Source organism: Blastopirellula retiformator (assembly GCF_007859755.1).
Taxonomy (GTDB): Bacteria; Planctomycetota; Planctomycetia; order Pirellulales; family Pirellulaceae; genus Blastopirellula; species Blastopirellula retiformator.
The window spans coordinates 717,409-736,328 of sequence record NZ_SJPF01000004.1 but is presented as its reverse complement, the minus strand read 5'-3'; the positions used below and the strand labels follow the sequence as shown (position 1 = coordinate 736,328).

The window sequence follows — 18,920 nt, the reverse complement described above, 5'->3', positions numbered from 1 at the left end:
GCGCGTGCTCGGGTTTCGAGCACGCGCTGATTTCGTTTCTTGAGATCCCCATTCTCCACGAAATCTGCGACGCTGAAGAGAACCGGCGCCCCGTCTCGGATCGGATTCGGCCGATTGGTGCGTAAGAACCCGACGTCTACCTGCCTGTTGAAAAATGCCATCGTCGCTTTTCCAACCTCGCCAGGCTCAGAGTATCGCTCTTCGCGGCTCGCAAAATAACGACTTACGTCGTTGTTTTGGAATCGCATCCGTGCGATCACGCAGTCCGTCGAGAAAATCAACGGACTGCTACAGCAGTTCGGACCGGATCGTTTGTGGATCGACCTGCACGGCCCTGTCAAATGGGGTCGGGAACACAGCGACGGTGTACTTCTGCTTCGTTAGTTTGTCGAGGAATCGCTCGACGAAGCTCGACAATTTGATGCTCTTGGGGGAATAGCGTTTCCATTTGTCGGTCGCGCAGAGCTGGGCATGTTCCTGATCCGGGAAGACGACAAACCCCTTCTTTCGGTCGTCATCAATCGTTTCGGCCCAACCGTCGGCGTACAGGCCCCACAGTTCCTTGTTCTCGCGAACAGTGCGGAGGAAGATTTGCAGGCGGTCTTCGCCGCCCAGGTCGACGGCGTTAAGGCGTTTGGAGGAAAACATGCGGTTTGGTTTCTGGAGAGAGAGGGAAGGAAGGCCTTACCACTGGTTCGAGAGCGGGGCGGCGTTCTTATCCATCCTTTTAAGATCTCGCAAATCTTGCCCCGAGCCAAGTAGGAGGGCTTCCGCATGTCGAGACGCGACAAATAGGAAAATTGACGAGGAGATGCGGGATCACGTCGCCGGAGGGTCGCCACGGTGTTGTTTGCCGTTAATTGGATTCCAGGGGATGAGTAGCGACCACTAAGATTGATTCGCAGGCAAATGTCCAGCTTTTTCGCTGGTTTACTCTGTAAAATTTGAGGCCATGTCCCCCATTAAGGGGTGTCCGAACTTGTGAAATCGAATAAACTCTTAAGGATTGTAACTGCCTTGGAGCGTGTCCAGGGAGTGCAAGTCCTTATCACCCTCTGCCCCCGATCTTTTGCAATATGTGCCTACTGGCAATCCAATACCGATCGGTTGCTGAAGCCCCCATTTTGGTCGCTGCCAACCGAGAAGAATTTTACGATCGCCCTAGCTCCGCCCCGTCGATCCAATCTGGCAAGCCGCGCGCTCTGTGTGGAATTGACCAGCAAGCCGGCGGTACCTGGCTGGGAGTCAATCAACATGGGCTGTTCGTCGGTGCGTGCAATCGCCGCAAGATGAATCGCCCCATCGCCCCGCGTTCGCGTGGTCTGCTCTGCCGCGAATTGCTTCGCGCCAATTCGGCCCAGGCGGCTGTCGATATGGCGATGGAGGCACTGAACAACGACGAGTACGATGGCGTCAACTTCGTGGTGGCCGACAGCCGTGGCGGCTGGGCGATTCATGGTGGAGACGACATCAACGCTCAACCGTTGGAAGAAGGCCTAAACCTGATCGCCGGCAGCGATCTGAACGATTCGCGAGACGAACGAGTCAAATTGGCTCATCGCCTGCTGACGCTGCAGACGCTTGATTCGTCGGTAAAGTTCCTGGCTGTGGCGAGCAAAGTGTTCGCTCGACCGGCTGCCGCTCCGGGACGTCCCGGCATGGTGATGGAAGGTCGCGAGTGGGGCACCGTCAGCTCAACGCTGATCGCCCTCGGCAAAAAGCCGCGTGACGCCATCTATCAATTTGCTGGCGGCGCGCCGACCAAGACCCCCTACGAAGATTACTCGCCGCTGTTGCGAGATATCCTCAGCCGCGGTCTTCGCGAAGCCCGCACTAAGGCGCAAGCCAGCTAACGCACTTGCGTTGACCTGCAACAAACGACAAAGAGCCTTGCTATCCAGCAAGGCTCTTTTTTTTGTGCGCGGAGGATCAACGTTGAGTTCTACTTCGAGCGAATCGCCAGCGGAATATCGTTGCTCCCTGGCGTCACCTCGACCACCAGGCCCGACTTTTCAGGATCGGCGAAGCGGTTAGGGATGATGCGTTTCAGGCTGGCCGGGTTCAGCGGGACTGACTCGCCGGCGTCGATCCGGGCCTGAATCTCGGCCGGAATCTCGATCTTTTCAACCCCGACCTAGTACTTGCCCGGCAAGACGCCGGCGCCATGTTTCGGCATCAGGCCATCCCGGCTGCTGAGGGTCGATCGGCGATAGACGCCCGATGCGTCGGAAGTGCCGACGCCGGCGCTCCCCTGCCCTGGCTCCAATGGCACAAACGTGACCGTGGCGTCAGGGACCGGGCTGCCGTCGAGCGTGACCAGCCCTTCGACGTACTCGGTTTGCAGGAACGGCGTTGAGTAGCAGCCAGCGAGTAGGGTGCAAAACGCGATGACGGGAATGGCGTGAAGTTTGGGGATGAAGTGGACCGAGCCGTCGGCGAACAGCGAGTTGGCGCCGCCAGGATGATAACTGCCGGCGGTGATCATCGGCGCCCCTTCCGCCGTCCAGCCGCAGGTTGGACCATTGGGCGGCAAGATCGTCTGGAACAGCGTGTAAGGAGCGTTGCCGCTATACCAACGCCAGCCAAGCTGATGGCTGTTGGTCGAGGTGTTGCCGGTATGCGTGCGATCGGCGCCGACCCGGGCGATGCAGCTGCTCGGTTTTCGTTCCGACAGGCTGATGGCGATGGCGGTTCCAACGCGATTGTCCGATTTCGAAGGCGCAACTTTCGACTCCGACATCATGACCGTGTTGCTCGTTCCGTCGGTGATCGAAGCCATCTTGCGTTTGAGCACCGAGTTGGTGGAAATGATGCCATTGCCTCGGACGCCGCGAGCGAAGACGCCGCGGGGAGTCTCCGTGTAATAATGGGCCCAGATATCTCCCTGCCAAAATGAAACTTGCGTATCAGGAATTGCACTTATTCGCGCGGTTTGCGTGGAAAAAGAACGGTTTGCGGGTTCCGCGTCGAATTTCCGGATTTTTCGTGCATTACAACCAATGGGGGTCAAATTGACATCACTGCAGTAGCACAAATCGTCAAGACTTTGTGCACAATTTTTGGGCGGATGTCCGAAACAGAGGCAAATAGAGCGCTGAAAATTGGCGGTCGAGTTGTGAAACTTGGCGTTGTTTGGGGCCCTGTCGCGAGTCCCGCGTTGTGGCGAACCGCCGATTGTCCGTTTATACTGCGATCCGATTTCCGGCCAGCGCCGCCCCACCCGTCGAACCATCCTGCCCGAGATTATTGATGAATCCAGCTTTGATCAGCCGCCGCCAAGCTCTTGGTATCCTTGGACTTTCCGCCGCCAGCGCTTCTTCGTTATTCGCTGCCGAGAAGGCGCCCCAGCGGATCTTGCTTCGCTCGTCGTGGCAAACGATCAACATCGGCGACATCGCCCATACGCCCGGCGTGTTGCGTCTCATCTCGGAATACCTGCCCGAGACCGAGGTAACGCTTTGGCCCAGCAAGGTCGATAACGGCGTTGATGAGCTGCTGCTGGCCAACTTCCCGAAACTGAAGATCGTGAAGAACAAGCAGGACCTGGCGACTGCTTTCGACGAATGTGATTTCCTGTTGCATGGCAGCGGCGCATCACTCGTCGCCGAGAAAGACGTCCGCCGCTGGTCGAAGGAAACCGGCAAGCCGTACGGCATTTACGGCATCACCTTCCCGCCGAAGAAATCGCATCAGACGACGGCGCTCAGCGACGATCAGGTCGCCAGCGCCGTGGAAGTGCTTAATGGCGCGGCCTTCGTCTTCTTCCGCGACTCGCACTCGTTGGCGTTCGCCAAAGAGAAAGGCGCCCAGGCCCCGATCATGCAATTTGGCCCCGACGGCGCGTTCGCTTGCAACTTGCGCGACGACGCCAAAGCCGAAGCCTTCTTGAAGAAGCACGATCTGGAAAGCGGCAAGTTCCTCTGCTGCATTCCGCGGCTCCGCTACACTCCGTCGTGGGTCTACAAAAAGTCGGCGGTCGATCCGGCCAAGCATGCCCGCAACGAGGAGATGAAAGAACACGATCACGCTCCCCTGCGTGAGGCGATCATTCAGGTCGTGAAGCAAACCGACATGAAGGTGCTCGTTTGCCCCGAGGATCAAACGCAGATGCAGATCGGCAAAGAGATGATCGTCGACAAGCTGCCTGCCGATGTCCGGGAACGCGTTGTCTGGCGTCCCAACTATTGGCTCACCGGCGAAGCGGTTAGCGTCTATACCAATAGCGCCGGCTTGTTCGGCAACGAGATGCACTCACCGATCATGTGCATTGGCCATGGCGTCCCGGCCGTCGTCTGCCGCTGGGCCGAGCAAACGACCAAAGGGTACATGTGGGACGACATCGGCTTGTCGGAGTGGCTCTTTAACATGGACGACCAAGCGAGCATCGACCGCCTCGCCCCGACCGTCGTCGAGATCGCCAAAGATCCCGCCGCTGCAAAGCGGAAAGCGGTCGCCGCCCAGCATCGGGTCGAAAAGATCCAAGCCGAAACGATGGCGATCCTGGGGCGAGAGCTAGCAAAGACGTAATCGCCAACACACTAACCCGAGGCGCGAGCCGAGGGAATGCGGTGAGAAATGCCTAGTGACTAAGAACTAATGTCTAATGCGGAAAAGAGAGATGATTTCTTCCTTAGCAGTCCGTTGATTTTCTCAACGGGCTGCTGGATCGCAGGGATGCGATCCCAAAATAGCGACGTAAGTCGTTATTTTGCGAGCCGCGAAGAGCTATGCTCTGAGCCTGGCGAGGTTGGAAAATGCCACGATGGCATTTTTCAACAGGCAGCTAGTCATTAGTTATTAGACATTGGTCATTTGCTTGCGACCGCATTCCCTCGGATTGCGCCTCGGGTTAGTGCGGCGAGCTACATGCTTGCGATTCTTCCACAATACGGGCACTTGTCCCCATGGGGAAAATCCTCGGCGTCGTCTTCCTCATCGCTGCGCAGCGCAGAGGTCTCGCGGTGGCCGCAGTCGGGGCACTTGTGCTCCCAACTGTGGATTTCCAACTCGTCGTTCTGAAAGTGGTTGTACGTGCAAGTCATCGTCGCTGACTTGCACTTGGGACAACCGCCGATCGTTTGACGATCGCGTGACATTGTTGAAGTCCGCTTTCTTAGAAGCCGCGGGCAGCGCAGATGTCGTCGAAATCACGCAGGTGATAATCGACGCCGGCGAAGTCGAGCGTCTTGCACAAGCCGCGAAGCGCCACGCCCATACCATCGGGACCGCTGAAGCCGCCGAACTGGCCGCCACCTTTGACGTGCGGTTCGAGATCGAGGAAGACGCCCGGGATGCCGCGTTTCTTCAGCTTCTTCTCGAGCTTCGGGATCATCGTGGCGAAGTCGCGCAAGATCCGTTCGTGGCCGCTGTCGCCCAAGTGGGCCGGCACAAAGTTCTTCAGGGCGTCTTCGTCGATATGCCCCTTCTCGGTGATCGGCTTGGTCACCTTGTAATCTTTGATGTGCATCCAGCCGAGGCCTGGCTTCATGGCGACATACTGCTGATAAACTTCGTCCGGCGTATAGCCTTGGCAGACCAGATTGCCGGCGTCAAAGATCAACACCATCGCCGGGTGATTCACTTGCTTGTGAATCTCAGCCAGGATGTCGCCGTTCTGGCCAATCAGGTTCGCTTCGACTTCCAGGCCGAAGGTCAGGTCGCTGCGATGACAGGCTTCGGCGATTTGTCCCAGCTGATCGACCGCTTGCGGGATGTGGTCGTACGGATCGGATCCGATCGGGTGATAGAACGAGAAGCCGCGGATCAGCTTCGTCTCGAAGGCATGCGCCAGATCGCACGCCTTCTGCACGTCGCTCTTCAGGTATTTGTCGAACTTGACGAACTTGTTCTTCGAGCCGTCATTGGTATCGACCAGCTTCACCTTGCCGATCGGCGAACCGATCGAGGCGACGTTCAGGCCGTATTCCCCTTCCATGTGCCGAATCTTGGCGATTTCCGACTTGGTCAACTGCATCACGTTCTTGATGCCGTTGCCGACGTCAATGAAGCGGATGCTGTAGTATTCGAGCCCGAGCGCGGCGAAGGCGCTGAATTGTTGGACCGCAAGTTTGTCGTTGGCCGCTTCGTCCGCAAAGCCGGAGAGGAGCACTTGGGGAAGCTCGTTCATGAATCGCCCTAGCGAAAATGGTTTCAGGAACACTGAGAAAGACGTGTATTGTGCGGGGGAAGCGAAGCAGTCGCAACCACCCTAAAACCTCGTTTTCTTGCCGGAAAAAGGGTGTCGCTTCGCGCCATAAGTCGGGTTATCCTGGTAGGCGACCGTCTTCGCTGACGACGGACGCTCACCTCGGCCCGCCTATATTCCTCACTGCCCCTTGATCGGATTGCGAGTAAACGTCATGCGAATTGCGACGCTCTTGTTACTGTTGTTGGTCGCCACGTCGGCTTCGGCCAAGTCGTTCGTTTTTGTATCCAACGGCGGCGATAAGACGATCTCGATCTTTGCGATGGATGAGGAAAAGGGAGACCTGACGCTGGTCAAAACGTTGCAGCTTGAGGCCGCGCCCGGTCCGATGGCGCTCTCCCCCGATCAAAAGTTCGCCTACGTGTCGGCCTCGCGCCCCGATTGTTTGCTCAGCTTTGCGACCAATGCCGAGACCGGCGATCTGACGCAAATCGAATCGGTCCCGCTCGAAGCGACCAGTTGCTTCGTCTTCTGCGATCCTAATGGCAAATGGTTGATCAACGCCTACTATGGCGCCGGCCAAGTGACGGTTCACCCGGTCGAAGGCGGCGATATTGGCGACCTGGCGCAGACTTGCCCCACGGCGAAAAACGCCCATTGCCTGCGAACCGACCCGTCGGGCAAGTTTGGCTTCGTGCCGCACACCGGCCCGAACAAGGTCTTCCAGTTCCGCTGGGATCCGGCCCAAGGCAAGCTGACCGCCAGCGATCCGCCGGCGGTCGAAGCGCCGGAAGGCGCCGGTCCGCGGCACATTCAATTCCACCCGACGTTGCCGATCTGCTTCACGTCGGACGAGTATGGCGACAGCATCACGTCGTTCGACTTTGACCCGGCAAAAGGAACGCTGACGCCGCGGCAAACGGTTTCGACGCTGCCTGCCGACTATACTGCCGGCGGCAGCAACACCTGCGCCGATATCGAAGTGACGGCCGACGGCAAGTTCGCCTTCGTTAGCAATCGCGGGCACCACTCGATCGCCCGGTTTGCGATTAGCGACGATGGTCAACTGACGGCGCTTGGTCAAACGCCGACCGAAAACTTTCCCCGATCGTTCAACTTGAGCCCCAGCCAGAAGTTTCTTTACTCGGCTGGCCAAAGAGGCGACCAAATGGCCGCCTATCGTTTCTATAAAACCAGTGGCGACCTGATTCCGCTGGCGGTCTACAAGACCGGCAAAACCCCCAGTTGGGTGCAGGTCGTCACCTTCGACGACTAGTTCTAAGTGCGAAATGCCGATTTTCGGCCTCCAGATTTCTTCAAGGGCGGATTTCGCTACTTTGCGCAGGTGTGCGCCAAGCGGAATCTTGTTGCTGAAAGCGCGTCAATTGCGTACCTTAGATAGTACGTGCACTCCGGCCTTCGTGGCCGCTCCCCGCCTCCCTACCACACTCCCGCCTCTAGGAACCGCCGCCCATGCGCCGAACTTGGCTATGGATGCCGCTGATCATTTCGCTGTTTGCGTCGACGGCTGCGCTCTCCGAAGAAGCGAAGCCCGCCCACGCTGACTTCACGCCCGAGCAGATCCAGTTCTTCGAGAACAAGGTCGCTCCGCTGCTGACCAAGCACTGCAACGAGTGCCACTCGGCTGACTCGCGCAAGGTCGAAGGGGGACTGATTCTCGACAACCGCGCCAGCATTCTCGCTGGCGGCGATAGTGGTCCGGCGGTCGAGCCAGGCAGCCTGGACGAAAGCATCCTGATCGAGGCGGTCCGCTACGACGAGTTCGGATATCAAATGCCGCCCAAAGGGAAGATGAGCGACGAGGAAATCGCCATCTTCGAGAAATGGGTCGCCGATGGCATGGCCGATCCCCGCGGCGGCGAAGCGATCACCTATGTTGAGAAAGATCCTCGCGACTTCTGGTCGTTCAAGCATCCGCAGCGGCACGATCCGCCCCAGGTCAAGCAAGCCGACTGGCCGCACAGCGGCGTCGACAACTTCATCCTGGCGAAGCAGGAAGAAAAAGGGCTCTCCCCTTCCCCGGCCGCCGACAAGCAGGTGCTGGTCCGTCGTCTCTACTTTGACCTGACCGGCTTGCCGCCGACCAAAGAGCAGATCGACGCCTATGTGAATGATCAAGACCCGAAAGCGACCGAGAAGCTGGTCGATCAACTGCTCGCGTCGCCCCACTTTGGCGAACGTTGGGCTCGCCATTGGCTCGACGTTGCTCGCTATGCCGACACCAAGGGTTACGTCTTTCAGGAAGATCGCGCCTACGCCGGCGCCTACAAGTATCGCGACTGGGTCGTCGCCTCGCTGAACGCAGACCTGCCGTTTAACAAGTTTGTCCAACAGCAACTGGCCGCCGACCGCTTGCCCGAAGCGGAGCAGCATCTCGAGGCGCTCGGTTACCTGACCCTCGGTCGCCGCTTCCTCAATCGCAAGCATGACATCCTCGATGATCGCATCGATGTCGTCTCGCGCGGTTTTTTGGGGCTGACCGTCGCTTGTGCCCGTTGCCACGATCACAAGTTTGATCCGATCAGCCAAGCCGACTACTACAGCATGTACGGCGTGCTTAACAGCACCAAAGAAGAGACGCCCGAAGGGATGCCGCCGATCTTGCACGACGAGAAGCCGCACAACGTTCGCATCTTCAAGCGGGGTCAGCCTGGCAACCATGGCGAAGTCGCCAAGCGACAGTTCCTTTCGGTGCTGACGGAAGAAGACAAGCCGATGCCGCTGACCGACGGCAGCGGCCGCCTGCAGTTGGCTCGCGCGATCGCCTCGACCGACAATCCGCTGACGGCTCGCGTTTTCGTGAATCGCGTTTGGGGGCATCTGTTTGGCGAAGGCCTGGTCACCACGCCGAGCGACTTTGGCGTGCAGGGAGAACTGCCGAGCCATCCCGAGTTGCTCGACGACATGGCGGTCGAGTTCATGCAGGATGGCTGGTCGGTCAAACGCCTGATCCGCCGCCTGGTGCTGACCGCGACCTATCAACAAGCGAGCGCCGATCGCGCTGAATGCCGCGCCATCGACCCGACCAACATTTTCCTCTGGCGGATGAATCGTCGCCGGCTCGATTTCGAGGCCTCGCGCGATAGCCTGTTGGTGGCGACCGGTTCGCTCGACGAAACGATCGGCGGTCCCGCGGTCGACATCACCGCCAACCCATCGCCCCCGCGGCGCACCATTTACGGCCACGTCGATCGCCAGAACCTGCCTGGCATGTTCCGCACGTTCGACTTCGCCGGCCCTGACTCGCACTGCCCGGTTCGTCCTGAGACCAGCGTGCCGCAGCAGGCCTTGTTCATGCTCAACAGTTCGTTCGTGCTTAACCAGGCCGAAAAGCTGGCCCGCGACTCGGCCAACATCGCCGATCCGCGCCAACGGATCACGCAACTGTATCAGCAAGCCCTGGGCCGCAACCCCAGCGAAGAAGAGCTGACCCTCGCCGCCAAGTTTGTCAGTAACGCTCCTGCCGACCCGAAGCCCGCCACGCCGTGGCTGTATGGCTACGGCAGCCGCGACGCCGAAACCGGCAAGGTCGACAAGTTCACGCCTTACTCGCACGTTTCGGTCGATGGCAAAACGTGGCAGGCCGACGCCGAACTGCCCAACAAGGTTGCCGGCTGGTCGAGCTTGAAGGCCAACGGCGGACACCCCGGCGGTTTGAAGGCGGCCGCGATTCGTCGCTGGGTCGCCCCGGTCGCCGGCGAGGTTTCGATTGAAGGAACCTTGCGTCACAAGAAGAAAGAAGGAGACGGCGTTTTCGTCTCGATCATCGGTCCCGCCGGGCCGGTCGGCAATTGGAAGGGGCACAACAGCAGTCCCCCAACCAACGTCGCCAGCGTCGCCGTCAAGCAAGGAGACGTGATCGACTTCGTCTGCGAGTCGGGCGATTCGATCGCCCACGACAGCTTTGAATGGACCGTCAACCTGGTGATGCGGGGAGACCAGGTCCGCGCCTGGAACAGCGCCTCCGACTTCAACACCCAACGACCGGTCGACGCCTGGACGCAGCTGAGCCAGGTGCTGCTGGTTTCCAATGAGTTTCATTTTGTCGACTAACGCCCCGTCGAAATAGCCGCGCTTTGTGCGCTTGCCGAGAGAATTATGGACAACTGGATTAGCTCGCCCAATCGTGACCTGCTCAACCGCCGCAGCATGCTTTCGCTGACCGGCATGGGGCTTGGTTCGCTCGCGCTCGGTTCGATGTTTGGCTCTCCCGCTCAAGCCGCGCCCGCCAATCCGCTGCTGCCGAAGCAGCCCCACTTTCCGGTCAAAGCGAAGCATGTGATTCACATCTTCCTCAACGGCGGTCCGTCGCATGTCGACACGTTCGATCCCAAGCCGAAACTGGCCGAGTGGGCCGGCAAAGAGATCCCCGTCAAACTGAAGACCGAACGCCCGACCGGCGTTGCCCTTCCCTCTCCCTACAAGTTCAAAAAGTATGGCAAGAGCGGCATCGAGGTGAGCGAGATCTTCTCGAATCTCGGCGAGTGCGTCGACGATATCTGCTTCGTCCGCTCGATGCACGCCAACGTCCCCAATCACGAGCCCTCGCTGCTGCTGATGAACTGCGGTGAAGCCCGACTGCCGCGGCCCAGTCTCGGTTCGTGGCTCGTCTATGGCCTCGGTACCGAAAACCAGAACCTGCCGGCCTTTATCTCAATGTGCCCCGGCGGCTATCCAATCCAGGAGTCGCAAAACTGGCAGGCCGGTTTCCTGCCTGGCGTTTTCCAGGGAACCTACGTCGACACCAAAAACACCGACCTCGAAAAGCTGATCGCCAACGTCCGCAACCAGCGGATGGATCACAACGCCCAGGTGCGCCAGCTCGAACTGCTTCGCCAACTCAACGCCCAGCATCAAGCGGCCCGCGGCGACGACCCGCAGCTGGAATCGCGGATCCAATCGTTTGAGCTCGCCTTCCGCATGCAAACCGAAGCCGCCGAGGCGTTTGACGTTTCTCGCGAACCGAAGCGGGTTCTCGACATGTATGGCCCCGGTACCCAGGCTCGCCAACTGCTGATCGCCCGCCGCCTGGTCGAGCGCGGCGTCCGCTTCGTGCAGCTGTGGCACGGCAAAGGTCAACCGTGGGACAACCATGACGACATCGAAGTCAACCATCGCCGCCTGGCCAAGGAGTGCGACCAAGGCATCGCCGCCCTGCTGAAAGACCTGAAGCAAAGCGGCATGCTCGAGGAGACGCTCGTCCTGTGCAGCGGCGAGTTCGGTCGTACGCCGACCGTCGAAATGCCGAAGGAAGGCTCCAACGCCGGCAAGATCAACGGCCGCGACCACAACCACTACGGCTTCACTGCCTGGATGGCTGGCGGCGGCGTCAAAGGAGGCCACGTCCATGGCGCTACCGACGAGTTCGGCTTCGCCGCGGTCGAAGACAAGGTCCACGTCCACGACCTGCACGCCACCATCATGAAGCTGATGGGCTTTGACCACGAAAAACTAACCTACCGCTACGCCGGCCGCGACTTCCGCCTGACTGACATCCACGGCCACGTCGTCGACAGCATCATCGCCTAGGAAGGAAATGTCCAATGACTAAGGCCAAATGTCTAATGACGGAAAGTCGCGGCGATACGGGTCTTTCATTCGACATTCGGATTTCGTCATTGGCCCCCAGGGCCCTCCTGCCCCGTTGACTGGTTTTCCGCCGCCATTAAAATCATGAAACCTTCGTTAACCTGTCCTTTGCTGGCAAAAGTAGAGCCGAAAAGGGCCAAATGACGATCCAACCAGGGAGCGGCCTTCCAGCCGCCCCAAGGCAAGCTAGGCTCTGCAAAGAGCTAACCTCTTCGCTCGCCGCCAGTTGGGCCTCGGCCCAACGACCACACAACCTGATAAGTACGCCCCCTTCGTCTAGTGGCCCAGGACGTTGGATTCTCAGTCCAAAAACAGGGGTTCGACTCCCCTAGGGGGTACTTAAAGCTCGCTCCAGCGAGCTTTTTTCATGCGCCGGCGCCAATCCTCTCTCTTCACGAACCCGAGGCAATCCGCACGCAAGCAACCACACGCGGCCCATCGAGACGATCAGTTGCAATCGACTGGATCGGACCGTTTCGTTTTTTTAAGTCCAGGGTGCCCCGTCCGGTTTCCCCGGACTGGTCGCATCGCAACATGATGCCTCACCATTCGCGTCCCCTTAACCAATCAACCGCACGACTGGACCGGACCGTTTCGTTTTTTTAAGTCCAGGGTGCCCCGTCCGGTTTCGCCGGGCGGGTCGCATCGCAACATGATGCCTCGCCATTCGCGTCCCCTAGCCAACCAACGGCACGACTGGACCGGACCGTTTCATTTTTTTAATCGTAGTGGACTCGAGCCGCACTTTTTTCTGCCCGTCAGCTCGCCGCGCTGCGAAAATCGACGCAACCTGTTCCCGCCACAAACCTTCCGTTCCGCGCAGCGATCAACGGCGAAAAACCTCGCCCACCCTGCCCGGCTCCCACCGCGCGTACGTTCCAACAAACGACGCCCCAAAAAACGTCGCGCAAACGACAGGCAACGAAGGCCCAGCCAATAACCGACCTACAAAATCGCAGGCGACTGGAAACGCTGCTTAGCTTACGTTTGCTTCTCTCCTCGCTGCAGAAGCAAAGTTACCCTGCGGCAAGATCACTCCCCGTCTCCACGGGGTCGGCGAAATGCAAACAAGTGCAAATCACGCGCAGGCGCAAACCCACGGCATGCCTGGACATATTTATACTAAAAATCGGGGCAATTTGGCAAGCAAAAAGAGGGGTGCCGGAAGGCGGAAATTGGGCGCCATGGCCACGGCCTTGCGTGGCCATGAATGTGGTTTGCCATTCAGGGAAGACTAATTACGGCTGGCTGCTTGTTGAAAAATGCCATCGTGGCATTTTCCAACCTCGCCAGGCTCAGAGCATAGCTCTTCGCGGCTCGCAAAATAACGACCTACGTCGCTATTTTGGGATCGCATCCCTGCGATCACGCAGTCCGTCGAGAAAATCAACGGACTGCTGGGTGCCACTATCGTCTGCGACAGTGCTTTTCAGTCGGTTCGAGTGTGGAGTGCTCCCCAAATCCTGATCCATTCGTTATGAAAGATCCAGAGCCAAAATTCTGGCGAAGGATTTTTCATGAGTAAGAAGCGACGTCGGCATTCGGCCGAACAGATCATCAAGAAGTTGCGGGACGCGGACGCGATGTTGGCGGCTGGCAAGAGCGTCGGCGAAGTGTTGCAGGCGTTGGAAGTGAGCGAGGCGACGCTCAGCCGGCCGGGCGCTGTTTAACAAGGACTGCGCCAGTTGTCACGTGTTGTATGGCCAAGGACGATTGTTGGGGCCGGACCTGTCTGGCTCGAACCGGAAGAACCTCGACTATTTGCTGGAGAACGCAATCGATCCGAGCGCCACTGTTGGCGCCGACTTTCGGACCGTGGTGATCGCGATGGAGGATGGCCGCGTGCTGAACGGCGTGGTCAGCCAGATGAACGAGCGGACGCTGACGCTGCAGTCGGCGCAAGAGGCGATCACGATCGACCGGCAAGAGATTGAAGCGATGAAGACCAGTCAAGTGTCGCTGATGCCGGAAGGTCAGCTACAGAAACTGACCGACGAGGAGACGCGCGATTTGGTCGCGTACCTGATGTCGAGCGTGCAGGCGCCATTGCCGCCAGAGTAGACGTTCTGCGGCTGGAGTGTGGTTTGCCGCAGGCGATTCGCTCTTTTTTCCAATATGCGTCGCATTTGTGCGAATAATAAGCGTGCGCCCTGACTGCGCGCGTTGGTTGTCGCGTTTCTTTCGCGAAACCGATCGAACAACTTGGATTGAAATTCGACTTCGCAGCCCTGCCCGGGGAGGACCATTCCTTGCGCTGCGAACATCCCCCCCCAATACAAAAGAAGGGACATCGCCGATGCTCCGACCTTACGTGATAGCCATCTGTTCGCTGTTGCTGCTTACTTCGTGTCGCCCCGTGGCGCTCAATGGCGATTTGACTCGCCAGGTGACCGATGCGATTGATGCGATTAACGAATTCAATCGCGTTGCGGACGGCGCGCCGGAAGAAGTTCAGGCGGCGGCCGATCATATGATCGACAAGTTGAAGATCGAAGGGGCCGAGTTCTTGTCGAAGGACGCCCGGTACTTTGCTGACCATACGTTGATCTCACATGGCGCGGTGGCGAAAGGGTTTGTGGCGTATGCCGATGCGCGGCTGAAGGCATACCTGGAGGCGCTAAAGACGGCGCTCGAGGAGGCGCTACCAAAGATTCAGGCCGAGAAGTCGCGGGACAAAGCGATTCAACTATTGCGGAACTTGAAAGTCGACGTCCGGCCGCTCGATCCGTTTGTCGACCTGGTCAATCCGAATCGGATCAAGTTAAACGAGCTGCACGCGTACGACGGAGCGCTCAAAGAGGTGGAGTACCAATCGCCCCGAATCGTGGAGATCTCGGGCTTTGGACTCTTGCGGCCCGAGGACGAACCGAACGGCTACCATGTCGAGGTGATCGGCGCCGAAGAGTCGCGGATGCTCGATTCCGAAATTGTGAGCGAGTCGAGCCCCTTCACGCTGCTGGTGAACCTGAGCCACTTCGAACCGGCGGCTGGCGACCGCAAGATGCTGGTCTGGTGGGGAAGCCGGAAACTGGCCGACATTCCGTTTGAAACCGAGGTCGAAACCGAGCCTGCCCCGGAAGCGCCGGCGGCGAAACCAAAACTGCCGGAGGATGTGGCGGGCGTGCTATTTGACAGCGGCGACGGCAAGGTGACGTACGTGATTGAGCATACCGGCAAGTCGGACGAGGCGAACATCATCCTCCGCCGCGGCGACGCTGCGATCGGCTGGAAGAAGTTGATCCTCCGCAATGACGATGGCGACATCAGCGCCGTCGAAACGACGAAAAAGGATGGCGGCCGCGAGATCAAGCTGACGGCTGGCAACCTGGTTGGCGACTTGAAGTTGGCGTTTGGCACGTCGGGGACGCTGTCATTTTGGAAGGGCGTGCATGAGGTGCCGACAACCAAAGAGAGTTTGCTCGGCAAGCGGATTACGTATACGTGGGAACGTGAGTAGCGCGACGGAGCGAAGCGATGCAACGATCTATTCGCAACTGGCGACTCTGGTGCATGATCTTAACGACGGCGGCGACCGCCTGCTTTGTGGCCGGGCTTGCGCTGCCGTTTGTGCAAGTGGCGCCGGGAGAGAAACTGGGGCCGATCGAAGGATTGGTCGTCTGGTTCTTGTCGGATGATCAAACGTATTCGCTGCTCGGCAGCATCGATGCGATCTGGCGCGAGCATACGTTTTTGGGCGGAGTGGCGTTCGCCTTCTCGATCTTGCTGCCAACGCTCAAGCTGCTCACTTTGACCCTATCGGCCTTGCGGCTGAAGGACATGCGGCGGATCGCGTTCTATCGCGCCTGGGCCGAGCGAATGGGGCCGTGGTCAATGCTGGAGGTCTTTCTGGTCGCCTTTTCGCTGCTGCTGACCAAGTCGTTGCCGTTTGGAACGGTGATCCATCCGCTGGCAGGTTTCTACTTCTTCTGGGCGTCGATCATCTTGAGCTTGATTGCGGCGCTGACGTTGCCGCGGCATGACCCCAGTAAGGTCGCCGCTGATAGCGCCACGATCGGCGGAGAGCTGGCTCCTTCGCCTGAATAGGGCGGGAAGTGTGCGTCGATTCACCGTTGGCTTGCGCCTCGTCGAGTTAGGGTGATCGAGGGACAAAACGATGCTGCGCCGGATTGAGCGACGAACATAGGAAGCATGACATGGGACGCGGTACGTGGATGGCGGCGTTTGGGCTAGCGGTGGTGACTATTGGGGCCACTGGCAACGCGAGGGCGGAAGATCCACCAGTCCCCTACCCCGCCGGCCAACTCGGCGAAGTGGTCCGCTTGGGCGAAACGCTCGTGATGGAAACCAACGAGCATCCCCTTTCCAAGCCGTATGTCGGCAATGCCCTGCGATGCACTTCGTGCCATCTCGACGGCGGCAAACACCCGCAGGCAGGCAGCTTTTTGCAAACGGCCGCCGCCTATCCCGCTTGGTCGCCGCGCGAGAAGCGGGTGATCACGCTCGAAGATCGCGTGCTCAACTGCTTCATGCGCAGCCAGAACGGCGTGCGGCCTCCGAACGGCAGCCAAGTCGCCGTCGCGATCACCACCTATATCACCTGGCTCTCGACGGGCGCCGCGATCGAGATGAACGGCAAAAAGCCGCTCGGTCCCAACCATGTGCCGGCGCTCGATCTGACCAAGCATGAAACGCCTGACGTCGAGCGCGGAAAGATCTTCTACCAACACCAGTGTGCCGATTGTCATGGCGAAGAGGGCGCCGGCGACATCGACAACCCGCCGGTCTGGGGCGAGCAGTCGTACAACCAAGGCGCCGGGCTAAGCCGCGTCGACAAGTTGGCCTCTTGGCTGAAGGTGGGCATGCCGCTGGATGACGCCAGTCTGACCGCGCAAGAGGCGATCGACGTGGCGGCGTTCATCAACAGCCACCCACGTCCGGCGTTTGATCTGAAGACGCATCTGCCCCCTGCCGAGAAGCGGGGCGAATACAACGGCGCCGCGCCCGAGTAAGCGGTTAGCTTGGCGCCCCCGGTTTGATCGCCAACGTCGCAATCGTCGTTGGCGAGAACCGGTTGAGCCGCGTCGCTTCGTCGGACCACCAGTCTTCGTACAGGTCGATCAACTGTAGCCCGGCGGCCAGTTGTCCGCCGATCTGGGTTTGCAGACTGTGGCTGAACTCGAGCGCTTCGCCAGCAGCCAGTTGGCGGCGGCGGGTCTCGCTGAGATCTTGGTGCTGCGATTCGTCATACGGAAGCTGGTGACGGACCAGCAGCGTTTCGGTCGCTGCGTCTTCCTCATGGTCGAACAGGAAATAGCTGGGGTTCATAAACCCGGTCATCAGCCGCCCACCGGAGCGCAAGACTCGCGCACACTCGCGCCAAACTGGCCGCACATCCGGAACGAAGACGGTCGAGCAAGGATTGAAGACCAGATCGAACGAGGCGTCGGCGAACCGGGAAAGATCGGCCATGTCTCCCTGCTCGATCTGAATCGCAAGCCCTTCCCGCTCGGCGACCAGTCGGTCGAGCGCCAGCTGCTCGTCGGAGTTGTCCAGGCTGACGACCTGCGCTCCGGCGGCCGCCAGCGTCGGCGCTTGTTGCCCTCCGCCAGAAGCGAGGCAGAGCACCTGCTTGCCGGCTAGCTCGCCAAACCAATCGCGCGGCGTCGCTTTGTTGGGCGTCAGGATGACTTGCCAATCGCCGGCGCGAGCGCGGGCGACCGTGTCGGCGTCGATTGGCTGAGACCAGCGATTGCCGCTGAGGGCGGCCTCGTTCCAGGCGGCGCGACTGCGCTGTAGTAGGTCTTCCTGCGTCATGGTTCGGTTTGACTGCGTAAGGAGCGGGTTGGCGAGAAACGCAGTATAGTTGGCCTGCCCCCTTTTTCTGTACCAAGCCTTATGAAAGATCGGTTTGGGAAACAGGTAACGATTGGGTGGGGTCGCTGTGCCGCTGCAGCGGAAGGAGCGCAGCGACTGGAGTGGAAGCGGCGACTGGAGTGGAAGCGGCACAGCGACGCGCGAACTCGGACGGGGTCAGGTAGCCCAAGCTGCTGTGCGGGCGTCGCTCGTTGAAGTCTTCTCGCCAGGCCCGAGCTTTGATCCTCGCGTCCTCCTCGTTCCGCAGGTCGGTCTGGTGCAGGTACTCATCACGTAGGCGACTATTGAAGCTTTCGCAAAAGCCGTTTTGCCACGGCGAGCCTGGCTCGATGTACAGCACCTCGACGCCGATCAGCACCAGCCACGTCTTGATCGCGCACGAGATGAACTCTGGGCCGTTGTCGCAGCGAATTCGCTTCGGCACGCCATGCATCGAGAAGAGTTCGGCCAGCGTATCGATCGCATCTTCGCTTGTGATGCTGCGGCCCACTTTGATCGTCAGGCACTGCCGCGTGTACTCGTCGACGATGTTCAAAAAGCGGATCGTTCGCCCGTCGACGACTGAATGAAATCCCACGTCCAAACGTCATGCATGAAGCTGGCCGGCTGCACGTGGCAAGCGTTCGTTGAAACGCCGGTCGCCCGCTTTTTCCGGCGTTTTTGCGGAACTTTCAGCCCGGCCGCTTTCCAGAGTCGGTGCATCTTTTTCATGTTCAAGGTTTCCCCCTCGCGTCGCAACAGCTGACAGATCTGGCGATAGCCCCAACGCGGACGCTCGCGCACCAGCTCCAAAATTCGCTTGGTCAGGCGGGCGTCTTCGTCCCTCGGCTTCCCCTCAAATCGCTGGCTCGATCGAGGCAGATCGAGCACGCGACAGGCCCGCCGCTCGGAGACCGAATAGTTCTCCTGAAGCTGCTTGACCGCCTCGCGGCGCGACTGAGGGGTGGTCAGTTTCCCTTGGCGATCTCCTTCAGCATCGAGATGTCGAGCGCCTGATCGGCGATGATCCGCTTCAGCCGGTTGTTCTCTTCTTCGAGCGATTTCAGCCGCTTCGCCTCTTCGCTCTTCATGCCGCCGTACTGCGTTCGCCAACGGCTGAGCGTCGCCTCGCTCACCTCCAACGCCTGAAGCACTTCGCCGACGCTCTTGCCGGCCGCCAACATGGCGTCCGCGTCCCGCAACTTCTTGATGATCTGTTCGGCCGAATGCCGACGTCGCTTCTTACTCATAAAAAATCCTTCGCCAGAATTTTGGCTCTGGATCTTTCATAACGAATGGATCAGGATTTGGGGAGCACTCCATAGACGCAAGATGAGCTTGGGAGGTTCGC

At 59.4% G+C, this 18,920-nt stretch carries 14 protein-coding genes, 1 tRNA gene and 2 pseudogenes; 11 read left to right on the top strand and 6 right to left on the bottom strand.

The genetic code is table 11. The features are described from left to right. Positions 1–288: 288 nt before the first annotated feature. Positions 289–648: a DUF2750 domain-containing protein gene (locus tag Enr8_RS18850; protein ID WP_146434441.1), complete on the bottom strand. Its 360-nt coding sequence runs from the start codon at positions 646–648 to the stop codon at positions 289–291. Positions 649–1,076: 428 nt separating this feature from the next. Here Enr8_RS18850 and Enr8_RS18845 point away from each other — a divergent pair, with 428 nt between their 5' ends. Further along, a complete protein-coding gene (locus Enr8_RS18845; protein WP_146434439.1) occupies positions 1,077–1,853 on the top strand; it encodes an NRDE family protein in 777 nt (258 codons plus the stop codon). Between the two features lie 281 nt (positions 1,854–2,134). Here the strand turns inward: Enr8_RS18845 and Enr8_RS26445 are convergent, their stop codons facing one another. Beyond that, positions 2,135–3,232: a DUF1559 family PulG-like putative transporter gene (locus Enr8_RS26445; RefSeq protein ID WP_146434437.1), complete on the bottom strand. Its 1,098-nt coding sequence runs from the start codon at positions 3,230–3,232 to the stop codon at positions 2,135–2,137. Between the two features lie 17 nt (positions 3,233–3,249). Here Enr8_RS26445 and Enr8_RS18835 point away from each other — a divergent pair, with 17 nt between their 5' ends. Continuing rightward, on the top strand, positions 3,250–4,527 hold the full coding sequence (locus Enr8_RS18835; RefSeq protein ID WP_146434435.1) for a polysaccharide pyruvyl transferase family protein: 1,278 nt from the start codon (positions 3,250–3,252) through the stop codon (positions 4,525–4,527). 335 nt (positions 4,528–4,862) lie between these two features. Here Enr8_RS18835 and Enr8_RS18830 read toward each other — a convergent pair whose 3' ends face one another. Next, positions 4,863–5,096, bottom strand: coding sequence for a hypothetical protein (locus Enr8_RS18830; protein WP_146434433.1), 234 nt, complete (start codon positions 5,094–5,096; stop codon positions 4,863–4,865). Between the two features lie 17 nt (positions 5,097–5,113). Beyond that, a complete protein-coding gene (locus Enr8_RS18825) occupies positions 5,114–6,127 on the bottom strand; it encodes a sugar phosphate isomerase/epimerase family protein (protein WP_146434431.1) in 1,014 nt (337 codons plus the stop codon). A 232-nt stretch (positions 6,128–6,359) separates the two neighbouring features. On the opposite strand from Enr8_RS18825, the gene Enr8_RS18820 reads away from it, so the two are divergent. The 9 genes and pseudogenes from Enr8_RS18820 to Enr8_RS18780 all read left to right on the top strand — a co-directional run bounded on the left by Enr8_RS18820 (position 6,360) and on the right by Enr8_RS18780 (position 16,725). After that, complete coding sequence (locus Enr8_RS18820) at positions 6,360–7,421, top strand: lactonase family protein (RefSeq protein WP_146434430.1); 1,062 nt, start codon at positions 6,360–6,362, stop codon at positions 7,419–7,421. Between the two features lie 197 nt (positions 7,422–7,618). Beyond that, positions 7,619–10,219, top strand: coding sequence for a PSD1 and planctomycete cytochrome C domain-containing protein (locus tag Enr8_RS18815; protein WP_146434428.1), 2,601 nt, complete (start codon positions 7,619–7,621; stop codon positions 10,217–10,219). A 45-nt stretch (positions 10,220–10,264) separates the two neighbouring features. Beyond that, the gene (locus tag Enr8_RS18810) at positions 10,265–11,695 is read left to right on the top strand and encodes a DUF1501 domain-containing protein (RefSeq protein ID WP_146434425.1); all 1,431 of its coding nucleotides are present in this window, start codon (positions 10,265–10,267) and stop codon (positions 11,693–11,695) included. Positions 11,696–12,020: 325 nt separating this feature from the next. Beyond that, positions 12,021–12,093 (top strand) — tRNA-Glu (locus Enr8_RS18805). Between the two features lie 1,179 nt (positions 12,094–13,272). After that, positions 13,273–13,410, top strand: a pseudogene (locus Enr8_RS18800) (IS3-like element ISBlma5 family transposase); the annotation flags it as partial. A gap of 37 nt (positions 13,411–13,447) precedes the next feature. After that, positions 13,448–13,816 carry a hypothetical protein gene (locus Enr8_RS18795; RefSeq protein ID WP_246120151.1) on the top strand — a complete coding sequence of 123 codons (369 nt, stop codon included), beginning with the start codon at positions 13,448–13,450 and terminating at the stop codon, positions 13,814–13,816. A gap of 235 nt (positions 13,817–14,051) precedes the next feature. After that, positions 14,052–15,212 carry a hypothetical protein gene (locus Enr8_RS18790; RefSeq protein WP_146434422.1) on the top strand — a complete coding sequence of 387 codons (1,161 nt, stop codon included), beginning with the start codon at positions 14,052–14,054 and terminating at the stop codon, positions 15,210–15,212. Positions 15,213–15,229: 17 nt separating this feature from the next. Next, the gene (locus tag Enr8_RS18785; protein ID WP_146434419.1) at positions 15,230–15,799 is read left to right on the top strand and encodes a paraquat-inducible protein A; all 570 of its coding nucleotides are present in this window, start codon (positions 15,230–15,232) and stop codon (positions 15,797–15,799) included. 110 nt (positions 15,800–15,909) lie between these two features. Continuing rightward, positions 15,910–16,725, top strand: a complete 816-nt coding sequence (locus Enr8_RS18780) for a c-type cytochrome (RefSeq protein ID WP_246120150.1) — start codon at positions 15,910–15,912, stop codon at positions 16,723–16,725. 4 nt (positions 16,726–16,729) lie between these two features. On the opposite strand, the gene Enr8_RS18775 is transcribed toward Enr8_RS18780, so the two are convergent. Both Enr8_RS18775 and Enr8_RS18770 read right to left on the bottom strand, forming a co-directional pair. Further along, positions 16,730–17,530 carry a class I SAM-dependent methyltransferase gene (locus Enr8_RS18775; RefSeq protein WP_146434417.1) on the bottom strand — a complete coding sequence of 267 codons (801 nt, stop codon included), beginning with the start codon at positions 17,528–17,530 and terminating at the stop codon, positions 16,730–16,732. 79 nt (positions 17,531–17,609) lie between these two features. Further along, positions 17,610–18,819, bottom strand: a pseudogene (locus Enr8_RS18770) (IS3 family transposase). Positions 18,820–18,920: the final 101 nt, after the last annotated feature.

Bases quoted from the DNA above. Each gene is read 5' to 3' on its own strand.
- Enr8_RS18850 (WP_146434441.1), bottom strand. From the start codon at position 648: ATGTTTTCCTCCAAACGCCTTAACGCCGTCGACCTGGGCGGCGAAGAC.
- Enr8_RS18845 (WP_146434439.1), top strand. From the start codon at position 1,077: ATGTGCCTACTGGCAATCCAATACCGATCGGTTGCTGAAGCCCCCATT.
- Enr8_RS26445 (WP_146434437.1), bottom strand. From the start codon at position 3,232: ATGGTTCGACGGGTGGGGCGGCGCTGGCCGGAAATCGGATCGCAGTAT.
- Enr8_RS18835 (WP_146434435.1), top strand. From the start codon at position 3,250: ATGAATCCAGCTTTGATCAGCCGCCGCCAAGCTCTTGGTATCCTTGGA.
- Enr8_RS18830 (WP_146434433.1), bottom strand. From the start codon at position 5,096: ATGTCACGCGATCGTCAAACGATCGGCGGTTGTCCCAAGTGCAAGTCA.
- Enr8_RS18825 (WP_146434431.1), bottom strand. From the start codon at position 6,127: ATGAACGAGCTTCCCCAAGTGCTCCTCTCCGGCTTTGCGGACGAAGCG.
- Enr8_RS18820 (WP_146434430.1), top strand. From the start codon at position 6,360: ATGCGAATTGCGACGCTCTTGTTACTGTTGTTGGTCGCCACGTCGGCT.
- Enr8_RS18815 (WP_146434428.1), top strand. From the start codon at position 7,619: ATGCGCCGAACTTGGCTATGGATGCCGCTGATCATTTCGCTGTTTGCG.
- Enr8_RS18810 (WP_146434425.1), top strand. From the start codon at position 10,265: ATGGACAACTGGATTAGCTCGCCCAATCGTGACCTGCTCAACCGCCGC.
- Enr8_RS18790 (WP_146434422.1), top strand. From the start codon at position 14,052: ATGCTCCGACCTTACGTGATAGCCATCTGTTCGCTGTTGCTGCTTACT.
- Enr8_RS18785 (WP_146434419.1), top strand. From the start codon at position 15,230: ATGCAACGATCTATTCGCAACTGGCGACTCTGGTGCATGATCTTAACG.
- Enr8_RS18780 (WP_246120150.1), top strand. From the start codon at position 15,910: ATGGGACGCGGTACGTGGATGGCGGCGTTTGGGCTAGCGGTGGTGACT.
- Enr8_RS18775 (WP_146434417.1), bottom strand. From the start codon at position 17,530: ATGACGCAGGAAGACCTACTACAGCGCAGTCGCGCCGCCTGGAACGAG.